Annotated in this window: 20 protein-coding genes; 5 read left to right on the top strand and 15 right to left on the bottom strand. The window is 44.2% G+C overall.

Translation table 11 applies throughout. From position 1 onward, the window contains the following. Positions 1-24 precede the first annotated feature (24 nt). From B158_RS0103510 to B158_RS0103500, 3 genes are all read left to right on the top strand, one after another. Positions 25-1,272 carry a S41 family peptidase gene (locus tag B158_RS0103510; RefSeq protein ID WP_018623968.1) on the top strand — a complete coding sequence of 416 codons (1,248 nt, stop codon included), beginning with the start codon at positions 25-27 and terminating at the stop codon, positions 1,270-1,272. A 197-nt stretch (positions 1,273-1,469) separates the two neighbouring features. Further along, complete coding sequence (locus B158_RS0103505) at positions 1,470-3,071, top strand: hypothetical protein (RefSeq protein WP_018623967.1); 1,602 nt, start codon at positions 1,470-1,472, stop codon at positions 3,069-3,071. A 20-nt stretch (positions 3,072-3,091) separates the two neighbouring features. Continuing rightward, a complete protein-coding gene (locus B158_RS0103500; protein WP_018623966.1) occupies positions 3,092-3,622 on the top strand; it encodes a hypothetical protein in 531 nt (176 codons plus the stop codon). Positions 3,623-3,664: 42 nt separating this feature from the next. On the opposite strand, the gene nudE is transcribed toward B158_RS0103500, so the two are convergent. From nudE to gspC, 14 genes are read right to left on the bottom strand one after another with little or no spacing between them, the layout of a single operon-like run. After that, positions 3,665-4,213 (bottom strand): ADP compounds hydrolase NudE, encoded by a 549-nt coding sequence (nudE, locus tag B158_RS0103495; protein ID WP_026309216.1) that lies wholly within the window; start codon positions 4,211-4,213, stop codon positions 3,665-3,667. 7 nt (positions 4,214-4,220) lie between these two features. Then, complete coding sequence (yrfG, locus tag B158_RS0103490) at positions 4,221-4,895, bottom strand: GMP/IMP nucleotidase (RefSeq protein ID WP_018623964.1); 675 nt, start codon at positions 4,893-4,895, stop codon at positions 4,221-4,223. After that, positions 4,874-5,620 carry a type II secretion system protein N gene (locus B158_RS0103485; RefSeq protein ID WP_018623963.1) on the bottom strand — a complete coding sequence of 249 codons (747 nt, stop codon included), beginning with the start codon at positions 5,618-5,620 and terminating at the stop codon, positions 4,874-4,876. Before B158_RS0103485 ends, yrfG begins: the two co-directional genes overlap by 22 nt. Further along, positions 5,617-6,099, bottom strand: coding sequence for a type II secretion system protein GspM (gspM, locus tag B158_RS0103480; protein ID WP_018623962.1), 483 nt, complete (start codon positions 6,097-6,099; stop codon positions 5,617-5,619). The genes B158_RS0103485 and gspM overlap by 4 nt, the downstream gene beginning before the upstream one ends. Further along, entirely contained in the window at positions 6,096-7,331 is a 1,236-nt protein-coding gene (gspL, locus tag B158_RS0103475; protein ID WP_018623961.1) for a type II secretion system protein GspL, read from the bottom strand. Before gspL ends, gspM begins: the two co-directional genes overlap by 4 nt. Before the next feature lie 2 nt (positions 7,332-7,333). Continuing rightward, positions 7,334-8,419, bottom strand: coding sequence for a type II secretion system minor pseudopilin GspK (gene gspK, locus B158_RS0103470; RefSeq protein WP_018623960.1), 1,086 nt, complete (start codon positions 8,417-8,419; stop codon positions 7,334-7,336). Next, entirely contained in the window at positions 8,419-9,123 is a 705-nt protein-coding gene (gspJ, locus tag B158_RS0103465) for a type II secretion system minor pseudopilin GspJ (protein WP_018623959.1), read from the bottom strand. The genes gspK and gspJ overlap by 1 nt, the downstream gene beginning before the upstream one ends. Continuing rightward, a complete protein-coding gene (gene gspI, locus B158_RS0103460) occupies positions 9,123-9,503 on the bottom strand; it encodes a type II secretion system minor pseudopilin GspI (protein ID WP_018623958.1) in 381 nt (126 codons plus the stop codon). Before gspI ends, gspJ begins: the two co-directional genes overlap by 1 nt. Positions 9,504-9,520: 17 nt before the next feature. After that, a complete protein-coding gene (gene gspH, locus B158_RS0103455; RefSeq protein WP_018623957.1) occupies positions 9,521-10,165 on the bottom strand; it encodes a type II secretion system minor pseudopilin GspH in 645 nt (214 codons plus the stop codon). Continuing rightward, the gene (gene gspG, locus B158_RS0103450; RefSeq protein WP_018623956.1) at positions 10,134-10,604 is read right to left on the bottom strand and encodes a type II secretion system major pseudopilin GspG; all 471 of its coding nucleotides are present in this window, start codon (positions 10,602-10,604) and stop codon (positions 10,134-10,136) included. The genes gspH and gspG overlap by 32 nt, the downstream gene beginning before the upstream one ends. A 20-nt stretch (positions 10,605-10,624) precedes the next feature. Continuing rightward, positions 10,625-11,848 carry a type II secretion system inner membrane protein GspF gene (gene gspF / locus B158_RS0103445; protein ID WP_018623955.1) on the bottom strand — a complete coding sequence of 408 codons (1,224 nt, stop codon included), beginning with the start codon at positions 11,846-11,848 and terminating at the stop codon, positions 10,625-10,627. Beyond that, positions 11,848-13,377, bottom strand: a complete 1,530-nt coding sequence (gene gspE, locus B158_RS0103440) for a type II secretion system ATPase GspE (RefSeq protein ID WP_018623954.1) — start codon at positions 13,375-13,377, stop codon at positions 11,848-11,850. Before gspE ends, gspF begins: the two co-directional genes overlap by 1 nt. Continuing rightward, positions 13,377-15,509, bottom strand: a complete 2,133-nt coding sequence (gene gspD, locus B158_RS0103435) for a type II secretion system secretin GspD (RefSeq protein WP_033413817.1) — start codon at positions 15,507-15,509, stop codon at positions 13,377-13,379. Before gspD ends, gspE begins: the two co-directional genes overlap by 1 nt. Then, positions 15,506-16,459, bottom strand: a complete 954-nt coding sequence (gene gspC, locus B158_RS0103430; protein ID WP_018623952.1) for a type II secretion system protein GspC — start codon at positions 16,457-16,459, stop codon at positions 15,506-15,508. Before gspC ends, gspD begins: the two co-directional genes overlap by 4 nt. Positions 16,460-16,599: 140 nt before the next feature. Between gspC and B158_RS0103425 the strand changes: the two genes are divergently transcribed. Next, positions 16,600-16,986: an RNA-binding S4 domain-containing protein gene (locus B158_RS0103425; protein WP_018623951.1), complete on the top strand. Its 387-nt coding sequence runs from the start codon at positions 16,600-16,602 to the stop codon at positions 16,984-16,986. A gap of 37 nt (positions 16,987-17,023) precedes the next feature. Continuing rightward, on the top strand, positions 17,024-17,896 hold the full coding sequence (gene hslO, locus B158_RS0103420; RefSeq protein ID WP_018623950.1) for an Hsp33 family molecular chaperone HslO: 873 nt from the start codon (positions 17,024-17,026) through the stop codon (positions 17,894-17,896). Here the strand turns inward: hslO and envZ are convergent. Continuing rightward, on the bottom strand, positions 17,893-19,197 hold the full coding sequence (gene envZ / locus B158_RS0103415) for a two-component system sensor histidine kinase EnvZ (RefSeq protein WP_018623949.1): 1,305 nt from the start codon (positions 19,195-19,197) through the stop codon (positions 17,893-17,895). The two genes, hslO and envZ, sit on opposite strands and share 4 nt — an antisense overlap. Positions 19,198-19,209: the final 12 nt, after the last annotated feature.

The following is a 19,209-nucleotide window of genomic DNA, read 5'->3' as shown; positions in this document are numbered from 1 at the left end:
CACCACAGGAATTGAGGGAACTGTATGAAGCGCATTGTTTTAGGTTGCATAATAATGCTGATGCTGCCAAAGGCCGCTCTGGCAGAACACCCTCATGAAAACCCTGAGCTTCAAAAGCCTCAACCTGAATCGTCAATCGAGACCCTACCACTTGATGAGCTGGCGGCATTAGCTGACGTCTACGCTGAAATAAAAAAGTCCTACGTTCACGAGCTAACTGATAAAGAAATTCTTGATGGTGCAATCAGGGGGATGCTGTATAACCTTGATCCTTATTCCAGCTACCTCAATGCTGATGAATTTGCCCAGCTAGAAGAAACAGCTACTGGAGATTACGCTGGCATTGGCATTGAAGCACTTCATCTGGAGGATGGAATAAAAGTCATGGCCGTGGTGGCAGACTCTCCAGCCAAAGCAGCCGGCCTGCAAGTCAATGATTTGATCACTGCTATTGGTGATGTCTCTGCAAAAGGACTTTCAGATGTTGAGGGCTCAGATTTAATGCGTGGACCGCCTGGTAGCAAAGTAACTCTCACGGTCATTAAAGCAGTTAACAATAAAACTGAAACCATTACCATTACTCGTCAAATCATCCACACCACCAGTGTCAGATATGAATTACTGGAAAAAGGAATTGGCTATGCTCATATTAACGAATTCCAGATACGGACGGCCAACGACCTGAGCAAAGCCATAAGCGCGATGGAAAAACAAAATAAAACGCCACTGGCAGGTTTTATCCTTGATTTGCGTAATAACCCCGGTGGCCTGCTGGATGGTGCAATTGAAGTTAGCGATCTTTTCTTAAATGAAGGCATCATCGTTTCCACAAAAGGGCGCCTACCTGAAGGTAACGACTCTTATACAGCGACTTCTGGAGATATCCTGGGTGGCAAGCCAATGGTCGTCCTTGTCAATGGAAGTTCAGCCTCTGCCTCAGAAATTGTTGCCGGAGCCTTACAGGATCATCACCGTGGTTTCATTTTCGGCACCCAGTCCTACGGAAAGGCCATGGTCCAGACTATCCTTCCTATCCATGGTGGCAATGCAGTTAAGCTAACCACTGCCCTTTACTACACTCCATCTGGCAAATCGATACAGGGAGCAGGCATCACTCCAGACACCCTTGTTGAATTTGAAACCCTTGATGCGTCTGAAAATGGCCGCTTAGCAACCCGCGCAGGAGAAGTTCTAAATGATTATCAAAAAGATAATCAGGTAATGGCTGCATTAAATCACCTATTAGCTACCAAGTCGTCAGATACTCCATAGCAAGAATGAGACTCAAGTTCTAACCATTTGTTTTGTCTGGATAATTTATCTATATTCCACTGTTTTGTATCAATTTCAACTGCCCACAGGCAACACTGAGATACAGAATAACCATTTACTTAAAACGCTGATTTGTTCATATTAGGTAAAGATTAGATTATTTACTATTATCGCTATACCTAGTTTGGAGAAGATCAATGAAGCTTATCCGTGGCATTTTTACCATCGCTGGTTTGGCATTCCTAGTGTCATGCGGCAGCGGTGGCGATGACTCTACACCGCCCTCCTCTGGACCTGTTCCAGAAAAAGTAACAATTTCAGGAACGGCAACCTATGATAATGTTCCTCATAACACCAGTACTAATGGATTAAACTACAACCTAATCAGCCAAGACCCAATACGTGGAGCTACTATCCAGGTATTGCAGGGTAACTCTGTAATTGCTACATCTAAAACTGATAGTAATGGCCAGTATAGTTTTGAACTCAACTCTAATACTGAGGTAAAAATTCGCGTCCGAGCTGAATTGTTACAAACTGGCTCCCCAGGCTGGGATACAACAATTGTCGATAACACTAATAATGGAGCTATCTACGTACTTGATTCCTCTGTCTTTTCAACGGGCAGTAGCAATCAAACCCGTAACCTCAATGCAGCCTCAGGATGGGGGGGCAGCAGCTATACATCGACACGTGCAGCAGCACCATTTCATATTTTAGATCGAGTTTATGAGACGATCATGAAACTTGAGGTCGTCGATAGCTCCATCAATCTACCAGAGCTTAAAATAAATTGGAGCGTAAACAATGTTGCGCAGTCGGGAGATCGTAGCCAAGGTCAGATTGGTACGTCTTTTTACAGCAACGGTGAAATTTTCTTATTAGGTGCAGCCAATAGTGATACTGACGAATATGATGGTCACGTTATCATTCACGAATGGGGACACTATTTTGAAGATAAACTGGCTCGTTCAGATAGCATCGGTGGTTCTCATTCCGGAGGCGATCGTTTGGATATGCGAGTGGCATTTAGCGAAGGGTTTGGGAACGCCTGGTCCGGCATAATCACTGATGACCCTTACTATCGAGATTCCTATGGCTCTCAGCAGGCACAAGGCTTTTCTATTAATGTTGAAAACAATAACGTATCCAACAAGGGTTGGTTTAGTGAAGGCTCCGTTCAGGCAATCCTCTATGATATTTATGATGGACTAAATGACGACACGACAACTTTAGGACTTGGTCCGATTTATGAAGTATTAACTAACGAACAAAAAAATACTGAAGCATTCACCAGTATTTTCAGTTTCATAACCTATTTAAAAGATAATAACCCAGCTCAAGAGGCCCAAGTTAATAGTCTGGTTAGTGGCCAACAGATAGTTACCAACACCGATATTTGGGGCAGTAATGAAACCAATAGTGGTGGCAATAATGCAAACCTGCCCGTCTATGTCACTATCAATCCTGACAATGCTCCTGTACAAGCTTGTACAAATACGACTAATGGTGATGACCGAAATAAACTCGGTAACCATCGATTCTTAAGGCTCAATGTTGCAAGTAGCGGCAGTTACACATTGCGACTCACTCCAGCTGTTGCAAATACTAACGATGTCGATGCCTACATTTATTCTCGTGGTAGTTTGGTTGCGCTCAATCAGGACTTTGGGACAGGTGAAGTAGAAATTACGACAAACTTACAAGCTGGCACATACGTTGCCGATACTTTGGCTTATGACTCAACAGGATCAGACATTGCAGCGGCTTGTTATGATGTTGAACTTATCAGTAATTAATCAATTTTAGGGCACAGATTATGAAAACACTTACCGTATTCTTAAGCACTGCCATTAGCTTGTTGCTAGGCACTGCACCTTTAACTGCTTGCGCCCAACAGAGTGAAGCGCACAAAATGAAGCAAAGCTATCAGAGTCCGGGGAAGCCCGGCTCTAAAACAGCGATTAATTATAAAGTTAGCAAGGAGCGTGTTGCAGTTGGAGAGCCTGTACAGGTTTATCTGACTACCAGTAATATCAAACACGATATTACGGCACGCCTACAAACTACCGATAATTTGATATTATCGAGCGACTCTTTAATGACCTTTAAGTCTGGCACCCAGACTCAACAATCGGAAGAAAAAGTTATAACAGTTATCCCACAAACTGAAGGTATTCATTTGCTAACTATCTATGCTAAAGACTTGTCAGTAGCCTATGAAAAACCCATCGCTATTCAGATTGTAGCTGGTGACAAACCCATCCAGGATTACCTGGAAATTAACGGCACGCTGGAACAGCAGGATGATGGTGAAACAGTGATCTCTATGCCTGCAGAAGAAAAATAGCTTACGTTCAGAAAAAAACAGCGAGATATACTCGCTGTTTTTTTATTGCTTTTTCGCCAAATAATCTTTTAGCAAATATAAAGCAGCAATGCTGCGAGCTTCACTAAACTCTTCTATATCCAGCAAACTATCCATATCACTAATTTTCCACTCGACAACTTCAATTGGCTCAGGCTCATCGCCTTCCAGCTTGCTCGGGAAAAGCTCCTCAGCAACAACAATATCCATCTGATGACCCAAATAGCCTGGAGCAAGACTTACTTTTCGTAGCACATGAAGCTGCTCTGCTGCATAACCAACTTCTTCCTGGAGCTCGCGGTTTGCCGCCTGCTCACTGGTTTCACCCGCATCAATCAATCCTTTGGGGAAAGCCAATTCGTAACGCTCAACTCCGGCAGCATACTCTTTAATGAGTAACATGGTCTCACTATCCAGCAGAGGTACAATCATTACCGCACCATGCTTACCGGCTTTGAGCCGTTCATAAATTCGATAAACACCATTTGAAAACTCCAGCTCCATTTCTTCCACGCCAAAGATTCTTGTCTGTGCAATTAATTTGGTGTTTTTAATTTTGGGTGGTTTACGCATGTCGTATTTATCCAATAATTTCATTGAGTTGATTGATATTTGGAAACTTCATACCATCTTTGACTGGCAATGATAAGTCCGGTTGACTCACTGACAGAACCAGTTTAACTCCTGATTGTTGCGCTACCGTTAAAATCTCTTCTGAGTCATCAACAAACAGGCATTTGTTTAGCGAAACGTTAATTTCCTGCTGCAATCTTTCCCAGAACTCAGGTGATTCCTTAGGTCTTGAAAATTGATGTGAAGAATAAATGTCATCAAAATATTTTGCTATTAAAACACGATCCATTTTAACTGCTAAGGTATCGGGGTGAGCGTTAGTCACCAGAATTAATCGTTTGTTGTGATGTTTAGCTTTATTTAGAAATTCTACTGTGCCTGGGCGAAGAGCAATATTATGGGCGAAATCATACTTATGCTTGATGATATCTATTCCCAATTGCTCGCTCCAAAAATCAGTACAATACCACTGCAGCGTGCCTTTATATTCATGATATAAATCAAATAGCTGTTGCTGAGCTGTTTCAGGATCTATACCAAGTTTTTCTGCATATAGCCTGGGAACCTGTCTTAACCAGAAATCATTATCAAAAGCCAAATCCAGTAAAGTGCCATCCATATCCAGCAGGATAGCTTCCAGATCATCCCATTGTTGCTTTGTTAAGGCAGGCGACCATTCCATTTGATAATAACTCTGTTGTTTTCAATGCGACCCAGCTGAGTCAACCATTGTTTGATGTGCGCAGGTGTATCAGTCTGCGTGCTGAGGTTCAACTGGTATTGTTTATCAAACCCCACTTCTAATGTTCCTTCCAAATCCAGCATTCCCGGATTTTCCGTTATAGTCAGTAATGCTCGTCCTTCATCGGTACGCTCTATCGTGAAGTGAATATCACCTAATTCCAGTACAGAATTGGGATAGCCTACTACTGCATTCTGCCAAACACCTCTAGCGTCAAGCTTTATGATTTCATTGGGCGCAAGCTCAAGTTCATTTATTTCACCAGCAAAGCGACCTGAAAGTTCAGTAATGGGCAATCTGACCCAGTCCAGTATTGCTCCTGCATCCAGTTCGTAATCAGTTTTGTTAATTGATACTTGCTTACTATTCAGTTGAACACTACCGTCAATAAATAGTTGTTGATCGTCTATCTGAATTTCTGAATGGATATTGCCAAGTAATAATGACCAGAAGCCAGTCTGCGCTGAGATATTGTGAATGCTTCTTCCCTGAAAACTAATAGAATCCAAAGTGGCATTCCAGATTGAGCCCGATGGCTGATTTAATGATAACTGGGGTAGCCCCTGGGTAAACCAAGGTAATACTATTCTTGCCGGAGCCATTGCTAATACAAAAATTAATAGCAATAAAAAACCAATAATGAAACTTAAAATCAATTTTTTCATGAAGCTTTTATCAATTTGATCGAAGCATCCACTCTGCCCACTGCATCCTTTTTTGAAACTCTTAAGGTATCAACTACCAACCCACGACCTTGCTCCAACAAAGAAATCCAACGTAGAAGCTGATCAAACTCAACATTATCAAGCCTTAACTGAATTTCTTTATTTCTTTCACGTTCTTCAATTCTGGAAAAGCTCAGTCCGAAACTTTTTGCCGTCTGATTTACCAGCTGGTTTAGAGATATATTGTCATTGGTCACTTTCCCAGGGCCTGCACTTTTTATTGCTGCAACCTGCTTCTCAATTGTTATGGCCTGATTCTCATAATAACTGAGATCATCGTTTAGACTGTTAAAGTAATTCTTTAACGGTAACACCACTAATAAAAAAATCAGCAAGATGGCCAAAGCAACGCCCAGTGCAATCACCATATTTCTCTCACGCTCCTGCAAACCGGAGTACCAAGTTTTTAATGCGCTCATTGTTTTACTCCCACTGAAATCCGTGCAGACCAGGTGCCACCACTCTCCGAAGCATTACGCATCTCAACCTGCATTCCCGTTGCTTCCAACTTATTCTGCGCTGCTGTTAATGTTGAGTAATCACTTGTTTCAACATCAAAGCTTAACTGTGCCATGCTTGATAAGTATTCCAGTTGCGACACTTTTATAGTTTGCGGATCGATTGCCGCTAAAGATTTATCGAGTAATAACATGAAGCTGTTCGCTGACGCTGCGTCACCACCTAATGTGGAGAAGCGATTGGATACCTGTATTAAGCCGGTGTTCACGTCACTAACATTTGGAAAAACTTGCTGGATACTGGTTAAAATCTGCTGCTCGTATTGATTTTTTTGCTGGTTCAAAACAATCATCTGACTGATTAAATATATAAATCCAACCGCTATTAAAGCAATTGCTGCAATGGCCGGCATTTTCCATTGACCTAAATTTACCTGATGTTTTTTCTGTGAAGAAAATTCCTGTTGTAGAAGGTTCAGTAACGAGTAATTAAACTGACTACATAACCACTCAAAACTGTTTTCCACTGGCATTTTTTGTATTGCTAAGCCAGCAATGCCAGCAAGCAGGTTGGTATTTTCATCCGGGCTATAAATCCTGACTGCCTGGGATACGGTTTGGTTTTCTTCAAACTGAGTCTGCAAGTTCCAGCTCATCAGATCGGACAGCATATCAGCTTCGGTAGACCAGTATTCATTGGCTGACTGTCGAACCAAAATTGAATCATCATGCTCCAATACAGACCAGGCATCATCAAACAATGGCAAACAGGAAGCATCAGATACCACATAGTCTGGCTCAATTGATGCATTCTTCAGTCTTTCCAACACGTCTTCGAGATAACTTTTATCAACTACATTCACTGCTACCATGCCACTGGCATTGATGCTACCTAGTGCAAACAGTTGCTGCTCAACATTCTCCAGAACCTGCTCCTCAAGAATATAAGGAACCGCTTTCTCTAGCTGCTTTCGATTACGGGTGGGTGCTTTAACATTAAAACACCTTACACGACTGGCAGGCAGCAGAAGAACAACTTCATTCTGGGCTGCTTGCTCAGCCAGAGCAATCATGTCATCCAGCAATAATTCACCCTGCTCACTGAATTTCGGAACAGACTCCTCATGAGTCATGAGTCCCCACTCTAATGACTCCTCATCACTCTTTAATCGAATAAACAATCGATCTTTCATTGCTAATCTCCAATGTGGCGTGCAACCACCTGAAATTTATTCTCTGACTTCATCAACAAGGATTGCACTTTGGCTCTACCTGATTGAACCATTGCTGTGGCAGTTAGTTGCATATACTGGCTATCAAACACTAATCTCCCACGCCCATCTTTCGACACTTTACCACTGCCCAAGCTCTCGAAAAAGGAGGCTTCGTCATAACCATCCTCTGGCAGCTGTTCCAACGCCTGTCTTACCGTTGCCAGATCAACGTCCTCTAATAAAATCCAAACTAACTCCGCCTGCTCGGGTTTCACTGTATTAACATTGATGGTGCCCTGCTCGGTCGGTAATACGCAAATGTAGTCTTTGATACTGTCATAGATTGCTGCATTAAACCCTTTAACCACCATCAGCTCACTGGTGTGAGCCATAAAAGTATTAGCCGTTCGGTAGGGTTTGGTCAGGCCGGTATAAGTATAGTCTTCTGCACCATCAATTCCCGCAGGCTCCAGGTCATCATCAATCCAGTCACGTACAGCAGCTGCCAGAGCCTGGGGCGAACTTTCGCTTTGTTCTATTAAAGGCTCAATCAGTTTCGCAAATAACTTTTGTCCTGGTAATTGTTCGTCTGTCTGGCCGCCAGTTTCTCCAACAACCTGCAGACCACCACCGCCATTACCACGCTCGCTATCTTCACTTCCTGCCTGAACAACCGGCTCCATGATAATGCTATTTAGATTGAAGCAGCTATGCATGTCTCTAACCGAGCCTTCAAGTTGTCCCATATTCTGTTCAATAGGAAACATCATTGGATTTTGCGCCCATGGCTGGTTGCGATGGACACGCTCCTGGTCGCTTTCTTCAAAGTAATTCTGCAACAAACTTTTGGCGAACTCTTCCGCCCCATACATATATTGATAAGCCCTTGAACTATTGATTATATTGGCGGTTCTTTGGTTATTCATATGCTGATTAGACAGTATATGAATGGCCATAATGCTCAATACCGAGAAAATCACCAGCACCGTAATCAAAGCAATACCGCTTTGTTTGGAGCATTTTATGCTCACTTTTCTGGAAGAAGTTAAGGTATGTAGAGGATTCATCAACGTCTCCCTCTTATATCAGTACCGCCGTCATTGCCCGGCCCTGACTCACCCCCTCGACCATTTTCATCTGCACCTTCGCTTCGTTCATTAGAAGCAAAGTCGGCCATTGGGAACAGTCGATATATTTCACCAAAGTCCTTTAGCTCGATTGTGACTTTTACCGCCTCGGGCATGGTTCCTTTAGTACCACGATCTATAATCCAATCTTCTTTCCAGTTATCGTCTTCAAGAAATTCAACTTTAAACTCAGTAACACCTGTCAACATAACACGTGTTAGCTCCTGTCCATTCTGCGCTGGGTCGACATATATCCAATGATGTCTCAATAGCTCGTCATCCACAAACTCATACTTTAGATGCTGCAGTTCGCTGCGAGATAACTTTGCCGGGTTTCGCCATCCGGCCCGCGTAAACTCCAGGTAACTATTCACGCTACTGCTTTCACCTACTATCAGTGGTGAGGTATCGCCATATTCATCTCGTCTGGTACGTGGTACTAAATAGCGAATATCCTCTTCCAGCTGCCTTACAGCCATCTGTACTTCACGTATTCGCTGAATCTGCTTATCATTCGAGTCGGTTGCGTTCTGCAAAAAAGTGAAAACTTGCAACGCTCCTGCCACAACCACACTGAATACAAACAACGCTACCAGAATCTCAGTAAGCGTAAATGCAGCCTGTTTAGCGTGAATTCGTTTCATTAGCGTTTCTCTGTCTTGCCAACGAAACCAATCATGGAGAAGCTACCTTGCTCTCCTAACAAAATAGTTACCGTCACTCTACGCATATCTTCGTTAGCGGTATTGACTACTTCTTGTTCCCAGCGCCATTCCTGACCTGCGAACTCTACCTCGCCCTGCTTTTTACCGGTTGAAGGCCATTCATCTTCCAGTTGTAATTCTGCTAAATGGTTTTGCGCAATGTAACTGGCCAATGTTCGCTCTTTAGAATTGCCAATAGCGGTCACACTTGCAGCATATAATCCGGTTAACATAGGGGTAATGAAAATAGCAAACACTGCCAGAGCAATTAATAGCTCTAGCAAACTCAAGCCTTTCTGTTTTGTGTGATTTGCTATCATCAATTTCTTTCAACTAACTAAAATGGCTCATTGAGCTCTAAATCCCAATCGTGCCGATAGTGCCCTTCCATTGCAGGTTCAAAATTTATTTCGCCCAAATAATTGCCGGTTATCCGATAAAATTTGGGTTCATCACGATCCAAGCCTATGGTGACTGTAAACTCATTCATCTCACCACTTGAAAGCATGAAAATCTGTGGTGGCTTAATCTCTTTATTCGCATCCTGATCACCATCCTGCTCTTCGACCGATTCGTCATCAGCTTCTGAATTAGCCAGTAGGGCCTCCTGACCTTCTACATTGACATACATTTCAATCGGCTCTTCGAGCTCTACATCCCTTAATAATGTATGCTCCTGTAATGGATTCCAGCGAGTTCCATCGTAGATCAGAAAACTGTATCCATCCTGCTTCACCCTAATGCCAATTTCTACACCGCGCAGGATCGACTCTTCCTGTGCAATTTGCATCAATCCATATAACTGGTGCGCTTTATTCTTAAGTTTTGCAGCATCGTTATCAGAAAATGCGATGACCGCGACAGAAAGCATAATACTGGCAATCGCCAGCGCTATAAGAATTTCAAGCAGGGTAAAACCTGCTTGAATAATTGAGCGGTGAAGTTTTGTCTTACTGATTGTCGCGGTTGAAATTGGCTTCATGTACATTCCAGGGACTGATGTCCATATTTTCGCCTTCACCACCAGGACGGCCGTCTGCGCCTAATGTATACAGATCGTAATCGTGATTACGGCCAGGCTGCATATAAATATATTCACGCTTCCACGGATCGGTTGGAATGGCTCGAGTGCCAAGATAGCCATTTCGTGGGTAATTCTGTGGTACAGGGTTGGTAGTCGGCTTTTCAATTAAAGCGTGTAAGCCCTGTTCGGTAGACGGATAGTAGCCATTGTCCAGTTTGTAATTCTGTAATGCCATTTCAATGGTACCCAAATCCGACTTTAGTTTTTGCAGGTTGGCTTTGTCAGTGTTGCCTAGCAAACTTAATGTTACTACGGTTCCCATAATGGCAACGATTGCCAATGCAATCAAAATTTCAGTTAAGGTAAAACCTTTCTGTTTGCGCAATATACGTTTCATTTCTACTCCGAAAAAAATAGTTAACTTGTAATAGAATTAGTCAATTCAAAAATAGGTAGCATCATGGCCAGTACAATGAACATCACCATACCGCCGAGAGCCAAGATAATAAGCGGCCCCATTATATTCAGTGCCACATCAACACTATTTTCAAACAGGCTCTCCTGATTGTCCGAGACCTGTTGCAACATTTGCTCCAATTCGCCACTGGCTTCACCACTGCCGATCATGTGAATCATCATTGGCGGGAATAAACTGGACTGTTGTAGCGCCACTTTCAGACTACTACCTTCGCGAACTTTGATGGCTGCTTCTTTAACTGCCTGTCGCATCTTTAAATTAGACAACACTTTGCCGCCAATATTCATGGCTTCGAGCAATGGAACTCCGCTGGAATGCAAAATGCTTAAGGTACTTGAAAATTGAGCCGTGTTGAGATTACTTGATAGACGACCAAAGACTGGCATCTTCAATATTTTGGCATGCCATCTGCGTTTATTGTCTTCATTGCGTAACCAATATCTCATTCCAATAAACATCAGAATCAGTAATATCAAAACATAGAGGCCATAGTTAATTACAAAGTCACTGATACCAATTAAGATTTTTGTCAGTACTGGAAGCTCCTGACTCATGTGAGTGAATTGTTCTACAACCTTAGGAACGGCAAAGACCATCAAGCCGGATACCACACCCACTGCCACCAGTATCAATACCACCGGATAGACCATTGCAGCTGATACTTTGCTGTTAATCTTCTGACGGCGCTCGGTGTAATCAGCTAATCGATTAAGAACCTTATCCAGATGACCCGCACGCTCACCGGCAGCAACCATGGAGCGATAGAGTTCATTAAAGACGTTGGGGAATTCTGCCATGCCATCGGCTAAAGTATGCCCTTCAAGAACTTTGGCACGTACGCCAAGAATGATACTCTTAACTTTGCCTTTATCGGTTTGATCGGCAACCGCTTTTAATGCTTCTTCAATCGGCAGAGCAGCTTTAACCAGAGTGGCCAACTGGCGGGTAACTAGTGCCAGATCGGCTACTTTGATGGAAGGTTTGAAGAATCCGCCTGAGCTTTTTTCACGCGCTTTCTGCGCATCACCAATATGAACCACTTCCAGTGGCGTCATATCTTTTTCTCTTAATTGCTGGCGAATTTGGCGAGGAGTGTCGGCTTCCAGAACACCTTTTTTCTGCTTTCCGCGAGCATCTAGAGCAACATATTCAAACGCGGCCATTAATCCTCCCGCGTTACACGCAAGACTTCTTCTACTGAGGTCATCCCCTCAAGTACACGTTGACGACCATCTGCGCGTATACTCGGCGTAAACTTACGCGCATGGCGTTCCATTTCCTGCTCACTGTTATTGTTATGAATCATGGTACGCATCTGATCATCAATCATAACTAACTCATAAATACCCTGACGTCCACGATAGCCATGATAGTTACAGGCTTCGCAGCCATCAGGATGATAGATGGTTGGTGGATTTGAAGCATCAAAGCCCATTAATTCACATTCTTTCTGATTGGCAACTGCCGGCTTTTTACACTCAGGACAGAGTCTTCTGACTAAGCGTTGAGCTAATACACCTAATAAACTTGTCGATAACAGGAAAGGCTCAACCCCCATATCCTGCATACGGGTTACCGCACCAATTGCGGTATTGGTGTGCAAAGTTGATAAAACCAGGTGACCGGTCAAACTTGCCTGAACTGCAATTTGCGCAGTTTCCAAATCTCGAATCTCACCGACCATCACCACATCAGGATCCTGACGCAGAATAGCGCGGAGCCCACGGGCAAATGTCATATCCACTTTTGGGTTAACCTGAGTCTGACCAATACCATCGATCAGATACTCAATGGGATCTTCAACTGTGAGAATATTTCGAGTGGAGTTATTAAGAAGTGACAAGCCCGCATACAAGGTTGTCGTCTTACCGGAACCTGTCGGACCCGTTACCAATATAATGCCATGCGGTTTATGCAGCAAATCGCTCATCAGCTGCATCGTTTTCGGTTCCATACCCAGATGCGAAAACTCAAGACGCCCGGCTTCTTTATCTAATAAACGAAGTACTACCCGCTCGCCAAAGCTTGATGGCATAGTAGATACACGAACATCCACCGCGCGATTAGCAATTCTTAGAGCAATTCGACCATCCTGCGGGATACGTTTTTCCGCAATATCGAGCTTGCCCATTACTTTAATACGTGAAACCAGCAATGGAGCTAACTTACGATTGGGCTGTAAAACTTCACGCAACACGCCATCAACGCGGAATCGAACCGATAATGTTTTCTCGAATGTTTCAATGTGGATATCCGAAGCATTTTCTTTAATGGCTTCGGTCAGTAGTGCGTTGATCAGTTTAATGATCGGTGCATCGTCTTCGGCTTCGAGCAAGTCTTCTGTTTCTGGCATTTCTTCAGCCAGGCGGAACAGATCCATCTCATCGCCAAGGTCTTCCATAGTCTGGCGCGCATCTGCAGTTCCGGACTGATAAAAAGCACTAAGACGACTTTCGAATTCTGTCTCATTCAGTTTTTCAATCTGGAAACGATGAGGGTAATGACGGCGCACTTCGAGCAAGGCCTGCGGAGCTGTACCCTCTCGCATGTAGCACTGCATACCATCATCAGTTCGTATCAAAAAGACACCATGACGCTTGGCAAAGCTAAATGGCAAGGGGCGAAAGCCTACTTCTTTGGTAACGGCTTCCGTTTCATGCTCAGATTGTTTAGTTGCCATTTGTTCAGCCATTAGTCTTCCTTAGCCTCACCGTCTTCGTCTAGCATATACTCTTCATAAGTTGGTGGTAACACCAATGCTTCATCGTAAGTAGGCAGAACTTCAGAGTCCTCTTCAGGCATTAGGCTAATACCACGATTGGCCTGCTCAATCTGCTGCGCTCTGATATAACTGTATTTAGCACTACTTATTTCACGTAGTTCTTCATCATCTTTCAACACAGTTGGGTGAATGAAGATCATCAGATTACGTTTAATTTTTTGGGTGCGCTGTGATTTAAACGCATGACCTAATACTGGAATATCTCCAAGAATAGGTACTTTCTGAGAGCTTTGTTGAATGTCATCATCAATCAAACCGCCCAGTACAACCATGCCGCCATCGGGAACCAACACAGAAGTTTTCACTTCACGTTTGTTGGTTACTACGTCTACGTTGGTTGAACCAGCGATTGAAGACACTTCCTGCTCAATATCAAGACGGACATAATTGCCTTCGTTAATTTGTGGTGTCAGCTTAAGCATCACACCCACATCTTTACGCTCAACATTCTGGAACGGATTTGAGTTATTATCGCCTAGTGTTGAACCGGTAATAATTGGAATTTCCTGACCAGACTTGAAGATTGCCTCAACATTATCAAGAGTCGTCACACTTGGGCGGGAAAGCGTATTAGAATCAGTCACGCCCTCTAAAGCACGAATGAAAGCGCCCCAGCTAAAGCCGTCCGGTCTAATCCTGGCAACGCCTAAACCAAGCCCTTGCATGCCACCTAACACTTCAGCCAGTGCTGCACCATTATCACCACCGGTACGAATTGTTTCTGTACCTGTGATTACACCGGTATCAGGATCTCTGACAAACACTTCTTCTTCAGTTCCACGAGCTGAAATTGCGCCAGCGGCAACCTGACCAATACCTGGGCCTGTGTTAGTAAAATTAACCACACCGCCTGGTGTTGTGCTGCTGCCTTCAGGCGAGAACAGCCACTGAATACCTAATTCTTTCGCTTTATTATCCGAGATCTCAACAATAATGGCTTCTACATGAACCTGTTTACGGCGAATATCCAGCGCACGAATTACAGAATCAAACTCACGCATAATATCTGGTGGTGCAGTCAATACTAGAGCATTAGTTTCTTCATGCGGTTGAATGCTATATAACGATCTCTGTGCTGCGATACCACCCGTTCCAGCCGTTCCAGCTCCGCCGCGACCAGATGCCGCAGCTTCTTCTTTTTGCTTAATTTCGCCAATGCCGGAAAGAACTTCTGCAACCTGCTCAGCCTTGGCATATTTCAAAAATACTGTTTTGGTATTGCCCATGGAGTTCAATGGACGATCCAGGCTACTAATCAGCGCACGTAGACGAACTCTTTGACGATCATTTGCACTGAGCAAAATACTGTTGGTTCGTTCATCCGCAACGTAGCGAGGTTCCTGTACTTCATTACCCTGTTGCTGGCGTCCACTACGATTTAAACTTTCCAGAATACGAACGATTTCACTTGCTGATGCATGCTCCAGTGGAATGACTTCTATCTCTTCGTCGTTAGCTTTATCTGTACGGTCAATAATTTCACTAATTCGACGCACATTAGAAGCTGAGTCATGAAGGATTAAAGTATTGGTTCCCTGCACAGCAAACAAATGACCTGACGTTGGGGATACCAGAGGACGTAGTACGTTCATGATTTGTTGCGCATCAACATTCTGAACAGGAATCACCTGAGTGATATAACGGTCACCATAATCATCCAGATTGGAAACGTTAACCGGGGAGTACTCTGAACGCGCCTGCTGATCCGGAACAATTTTAACCACACCATTTGCTTCAATCGCCTGGAACTTATGAACCTGAAGTGCTGAAACAAAGATGTTATAAATTTGGTCCTTGGTGTAGTCCACATTACCCGCAGTAATGATGGTTACTTTTAACCCTTTCACACGAGGATCAACGATCATGGTTTTGCCGGTGATTTTGGCAACCGTTTCAACCACCTCACGAATATCAGCGTCTCTGACATTAAGCCTTTCCGCATTCGCGCTAAACGAAGACAGTAACAGGCCTGCAGCACAAAGCGACATGGTTAGGCTGCTACCCAGCTGTTTCATACGAATTTTCTTGAGTCTCTGTATCATTGGATTCTTCTCTCATTTGGATCTGACTTTTGCTGCTGTGACAGCTCTGACAAACCCAGCAATAGTGTTACGGGCTGTCCATCTCTCTCAATTGTAATTTCCAGCGAATCTGCACTGGTCAACTCGTTGGCGATACCCAATAAACCCTGTTCATTGAGTTGTGTTCCATTAACTGACTTGATGACATCATTGCGTCTTAAGCCAAGTCGAGCGAACATTCTTGGGTCGCTGCCAGGGGCAACTTTATAACCTGTTACCACACCACTTTCATCGACGACCTGCTCAAATTTGGCTAAATCTGCAAGTGACTGAGGATCGGTAAATACCTTATCCTTCATCTCGGCCAGCTCACTGGTTAAGCGAGAATCACGCCTTTTATCAATGGTTCTTTCCCCAGCTCCAGGCTCCGAAGGAACCAGTGACTGTTTCGGCTTTTCAAGTGCACTCTGATTAAGCTGCTCTTCTAAAGTTAGAGTTTCCAGCTTGCCATTATTTCTCAAGATAACTTTTAATGTTTCGACCTTTTCCAACACCACATTACCGCTTACCTGCAACTTGTCATTGATAAAGTAAGCTTTCTCATCACGCCCATTGGCCTGAATGATAGCGCTGGATAGCTCTTCCTCATCGGATACATAAGTACCCAATAACTTTAGGTTGAGGCGCGTTTCTTCAGCTTGTACGGTTTCTTCTTCGACTCGACCAGCCTCACCGAAGACATGCAAGGACACCAGCTTGTTGATATCAACAGCTGGGCGATTGGTTTGCTGGGGACGTGTTTGAACGACAGGTGCTGCTTGTTGTGGTGGTTGAAAAAATCCAATCCACAACCATATTAGCTTTGCGACTATATACAAAGTGATTACAGTCAATAAAGCGGCTAGTACCTGCGCAATCAACCTACCCCGTTGTTGCACAAACTGGCTTATTTTTTGAGTTATAGGATTCATGAGTTACTGTTGTCACGAAAAGTCGTTGTGTTCCCTCGTAATTGTACGGCATCCTTCCTGCAGATCGCCTATAATTGGAATATTCCCACGCAGGCGCTGAGAAAGCAAGCAACATACTGTAAAGAATAGTAAGGTTCAAGATGGTGACTGACAATCAAGTAAGGTTAGACAAATGGCTCTGGGCTGCACGTTTTTTCAAAACACGCGCCCTGGCGAAAGCTGCCATCGAGGGTGGGAAAGTACATTGCGATGGGGTTCGTGGTAAACCCAGTCGACAGGTTCAGCTTGGAATGAGCATCAAGATTCGTCAAGGCTTTGCTGAGAAAACCGTCATTGTGGAGGGCTTATCCGAACAAAGAGGCCCTGCCAAAGTAGCTGAAACACTTTACAGAGAGACCGAAGAAAGTATCCAGAAGCGAGAACAGCTTGTAGTGCAACGACAATCGATGCCCTACTCGGAACATAAGCCCGATAAAAAGCAACGTCGCCAGATCCACCGTTTTCTGCGCCAGCAGGAAAAAGATTAAGACCCTTAGCAATACTAACCAATTTTAGAGAGTAACCATGTCAGATCTTATCCAGAGATTTACCTTTGCTGATTTACCCATTCGCGGAGAAATCATCAGCCTTGAGAAAAGCTTTCAAACCATCTGCGATCAGCACCAATACTCAAAAACTCTGCGCCATCTGCTGGGTGAAGCATTGGCCGCTACTGCACTGATGGCCGAAATAATAAAGATTGAAGGCAGGGTTTCACTCCAGCTACAAAGCCCTTCTCAAGTCAAATTACTGGTCACTGAATGTAATAATCACGGGCATATACGTGGTGTTATGCACCCATTGGATCCTGAAGTTAGCGACTACAATTTTAAGCAATGGACTCAGGGCGGCACTTTAGCCATTACCATCGAACCTGAGCAGGGCCACCGCTATCAAGGTATCGTATCGCTAGAAAAAGAAAGCTTGTCTGAATGTCTTGAAGATTACTTCACCAGCTCAGAGCAGTTACCTACTTATCTGAAGCTCTTTGTCGGGGAAAACCGTATCAATGGTGTATTTCTTCAAGCGATGCCTGATGACTCTAGTCAGCAAAAAGATAAAGCCGCTGCCTTTGAACATGTCACGACACTTGCCGAAACTATCACTGATGAAGAAGCCTTGAGCCTGTCTCACCATGACCTGCTGTATCGTCTATTCCATCAGGATAAGGTCACTTTATACGACGCCAAACCTATCCAGTTCCAATGCGGATGCTCGCGCGAACGTAATGAGCGGGCCTTGTTAACCATTGAGCCACAGGAGCTGATGCAATTGGCAGAGGAACATGATGGTAAGGTAGAGCTGGTATGTGATTTTTGTAGCAAGAAAGAAGTGTTTACTCAGCAAGAAATTGCCGAACTGGTTACCACCAATCAGGGTAGCCAGTCAGTCAATTAGTGAACAGGGATCTGTAAACGAGCTTCCAATCCCTTTTCGGCACGGTTATGCAAAGTGACCGTGCCACCATGCATTTCAGCAATCCGGCGAACAATTGCCAACCCTAATCCGGATCCACCACCACTACGCGCCGAATCACCTCGAGAAAATGGCTGGAATAAGTGCTCCATTTCAGCATCTTTTATGCCCGGCCCTTCATCCAATACCGAAAGCTGGATCATGTTGTTATTTAATGTAGTGGTTACTTTTAAGGGCGGTCCAGCATATTTCAGGCCATTCATAATCAAGTTAGTGATTAATCGCTTCATCGCTAGAGGCTTAAAATAGATTTTCGGTAATTTCCCCAACTCAAAACTGATGTCCTGAGTCTGCAATCGAACCGACTTGATGCACTCTTCAACCAGCGCATTGAGATCGCCCAGCTGCTCGCGTTCATCGCGGCCATCACGTACGAACGAAATGAACTGGTCAATAATCTGATCCATATCTTCGGTATCACGCACAATGCCTTCGCGTAACTCTTCATCCGCATCGCCCATGAATTCTGTCGCCAGACGAATACGGGTTAATGGGGTTCGAAGATCATGGGAAACACCTGCCAACAGCAGGTTACGATCCTGCTCCAGTTGCTGCACATTACGAGCCATCTGGTTAAAGGCTCGAGTCACCGTAACCATTTCCTCAAGCCCCTCTTCCTTTAACTGGCCGGGATTGTCACCACGACCAATTTCGCGTGCAGCAAACTCCAGGCGACGAAGTGGGCGGCTGATCTGCTTGGTAAAAATCCAGCCTCCGAGCAAACTTAACAATAATATGACCGATATGTAGACCACCGGTGGGTGGATATAAAAGCCTTCGAAGGGGTCCATCGCGATTCTGAGCCAGACATTGGTATGTTGCGGTGACTTAATCCAATAATAGATGTTGTCGGATTCTTCTACCCGCATTTCAGTCTGACTTTCACTGACACCAAGGCTTTCTGCCAGCTGCTCCGTCAAGACACTATAAGGTCGCGCTTCACGTAGCTGCTTGGGCTCACCCATGCGCGTTGAAATAAACTGAATGCGCTGGTTATCCATGATTTGCTGACGCACGCTGCCATCAATTTTGCCCTCAAACTCCAGAGCCTGTAACTCCAGTGATGTTTTCACATCCGCAGAAAGCAACTGAACCAACTGCTTCATCGAAGGTTGCGCTACGTACCATGAGATCGATAAATAGGACACCCACTGATTAATCAGCAGCAAACAGCCAACCAGGACAGCAATGCGGCCAAAAGCAGTTTTAGGCAGAATACGCATGAAAGATTAAAT

The organism is Kangiella aquimarina DSM 16071 (assembly GCF_000374105.1).
Lineage (GTDB): Bacteria > Pseudomonadota > Gammaproteobacteria > Enterobacterales > Kangiellaceae > Kangiella > Kangiella aquimarina.
This window is presented reverse-complemented; position numbering and strand designations above follow the sequence as displayed.

Excerpts from the sequence above, each read along its gene's own strand:
- gspH (WP_018623957.1), bottom strand. The coding sequence starts at position 10,165 with ATGAAGCCAATTTCAACCGCGACAATCAGTAAGACAAAACTTCACCGC.
- envZ (WP_018623949.1), bottom strand. The coding sequence starts at position 19,197 with ATGCGTATTCTGCCTAAAACTGCTTTTGGCCGCATTGCTGTCCTGGTT.
- B158_RS0103500 (WP_018623966.1), top strand. The coding sequence starts at position 3,092 with ATGAAAACACTTACCGTATTCTTAAGCACTGCCATTAGCTTGTTGCTA.
- yrfG (WP_018623964.1), bottom strand. The coding sequence starts at position 4,895 with ATGGAATGGTCGCCTGCCTTAACAAAGCAACAATGGGATGATCTGGAA.
- gspD (WP_033413817.1), bottom strand. The coding sequence starts at position 15,509 with ATGATACAGAGACTCAAGAAAATTCGTATGAAACAGCTGGGTAGCAGC.
- gspI (WP_018623958.1), bottom strand. The coding sequence starts at position 9,503 with ATGATAGCAAATCACACAAAACAGAAAGGCTTGAGTTTGCTAGAGCTA.
- B158_RS0103510 (WP_018623968.1), top strand. The coding sequence starts at position 25 with ATGAAGCGCATTGTTTTAGGTTGCATAATAATGCTGATGCTGCCAAAG.
- gspG (WP_018623956.1), bottom strand. The coding sequence starts at position 10,604 with ATGAAACGTATATTGCGCAAACAGAAAGGTTTTACCTTAACTGAAATT.
- gspL (WP_018623961.1), bottom strand. The coding sequence starts at position 7,331 with ATGAAAGATCGATTGTTTATTCGATTAAAGAGTGATGAGGAGTCATTA.
- gspF (WP_018623955.1), bottom strand. The coding sequence starts at position 11,848 with ATGGCCGCGTTTGAATATGTTGCTCTAGATGCTCGCGGAAAGCAGAAA.
- gspK (WP_018623960.1), bottom strand. The coding sequence starts at position 8,419 with ATGAATCCTCTACATACCTTAACTTCTTCCAGAAAAGTGAGCATAAAA.
- gspE (WP_018623954.1), bottom strand. The coding sequence starts at position 13,377 with ATGGCTGAACAAATGGCAACTAAACAATCTGAGCATGAAACGGAAGCC.
- B158_RS0103485 (WP_018623963.1), bottom strand. The coding sequence starts at position 5,620 with ATGAAAAAATTGATTTTAAGTTTCATTATTGGTTTTTTATTGCTATTA.
- hslO (WP_018623950.1), top strand. The coding sequence starts at position 17,024 with ATGTCAGATCTTATCCAGAGATTTACCTTTGCTGATTTACCCATTCGC.
- nudE (WP_026309216.1), bottom strand. The coding sequence starts at position 4,213 with ATGCGTAAACCACCCAAAATTAAAAACACCAAATTAATTGCACAGACA.
- B158_RS0103505 (WP_018623967.1), top strand. The coding sequence starts at position 1,470 with ATGAAGCTTATCCGTGGCATTTTTACCATCGCTGGTTTGGCATTCCTA.
- gspC (WP_018623952.1), bottom strand. The coding sequence starts at position 16,459 with ATGAATCCTATAACTCAAAAAATAAGCCAGTTTGTGCAACAACGGGGT.
- B158_RS0103425 (WP_018623951.1), top strand. The coding sequence starts at position 16,600 with ATGGTGACTGACAATCAAGTAAGGTTAGACAAATGGCTCTGGGCTGCA.
- gspM (WP_018623962.1), bottom strand. The coding sequence starts at position 6,099 with ATGAGCGCATTAAAAACTTGGTACTCCGGTTTGCAGGAGCGTGAGAGA.
- gspJ (WP_018623959.1), bottom strand. The coding sequence starts at position 9,123 with ATGAAACGAATTCACGCTAAACAGGCTGCATTTACGCTTACTGAGATT.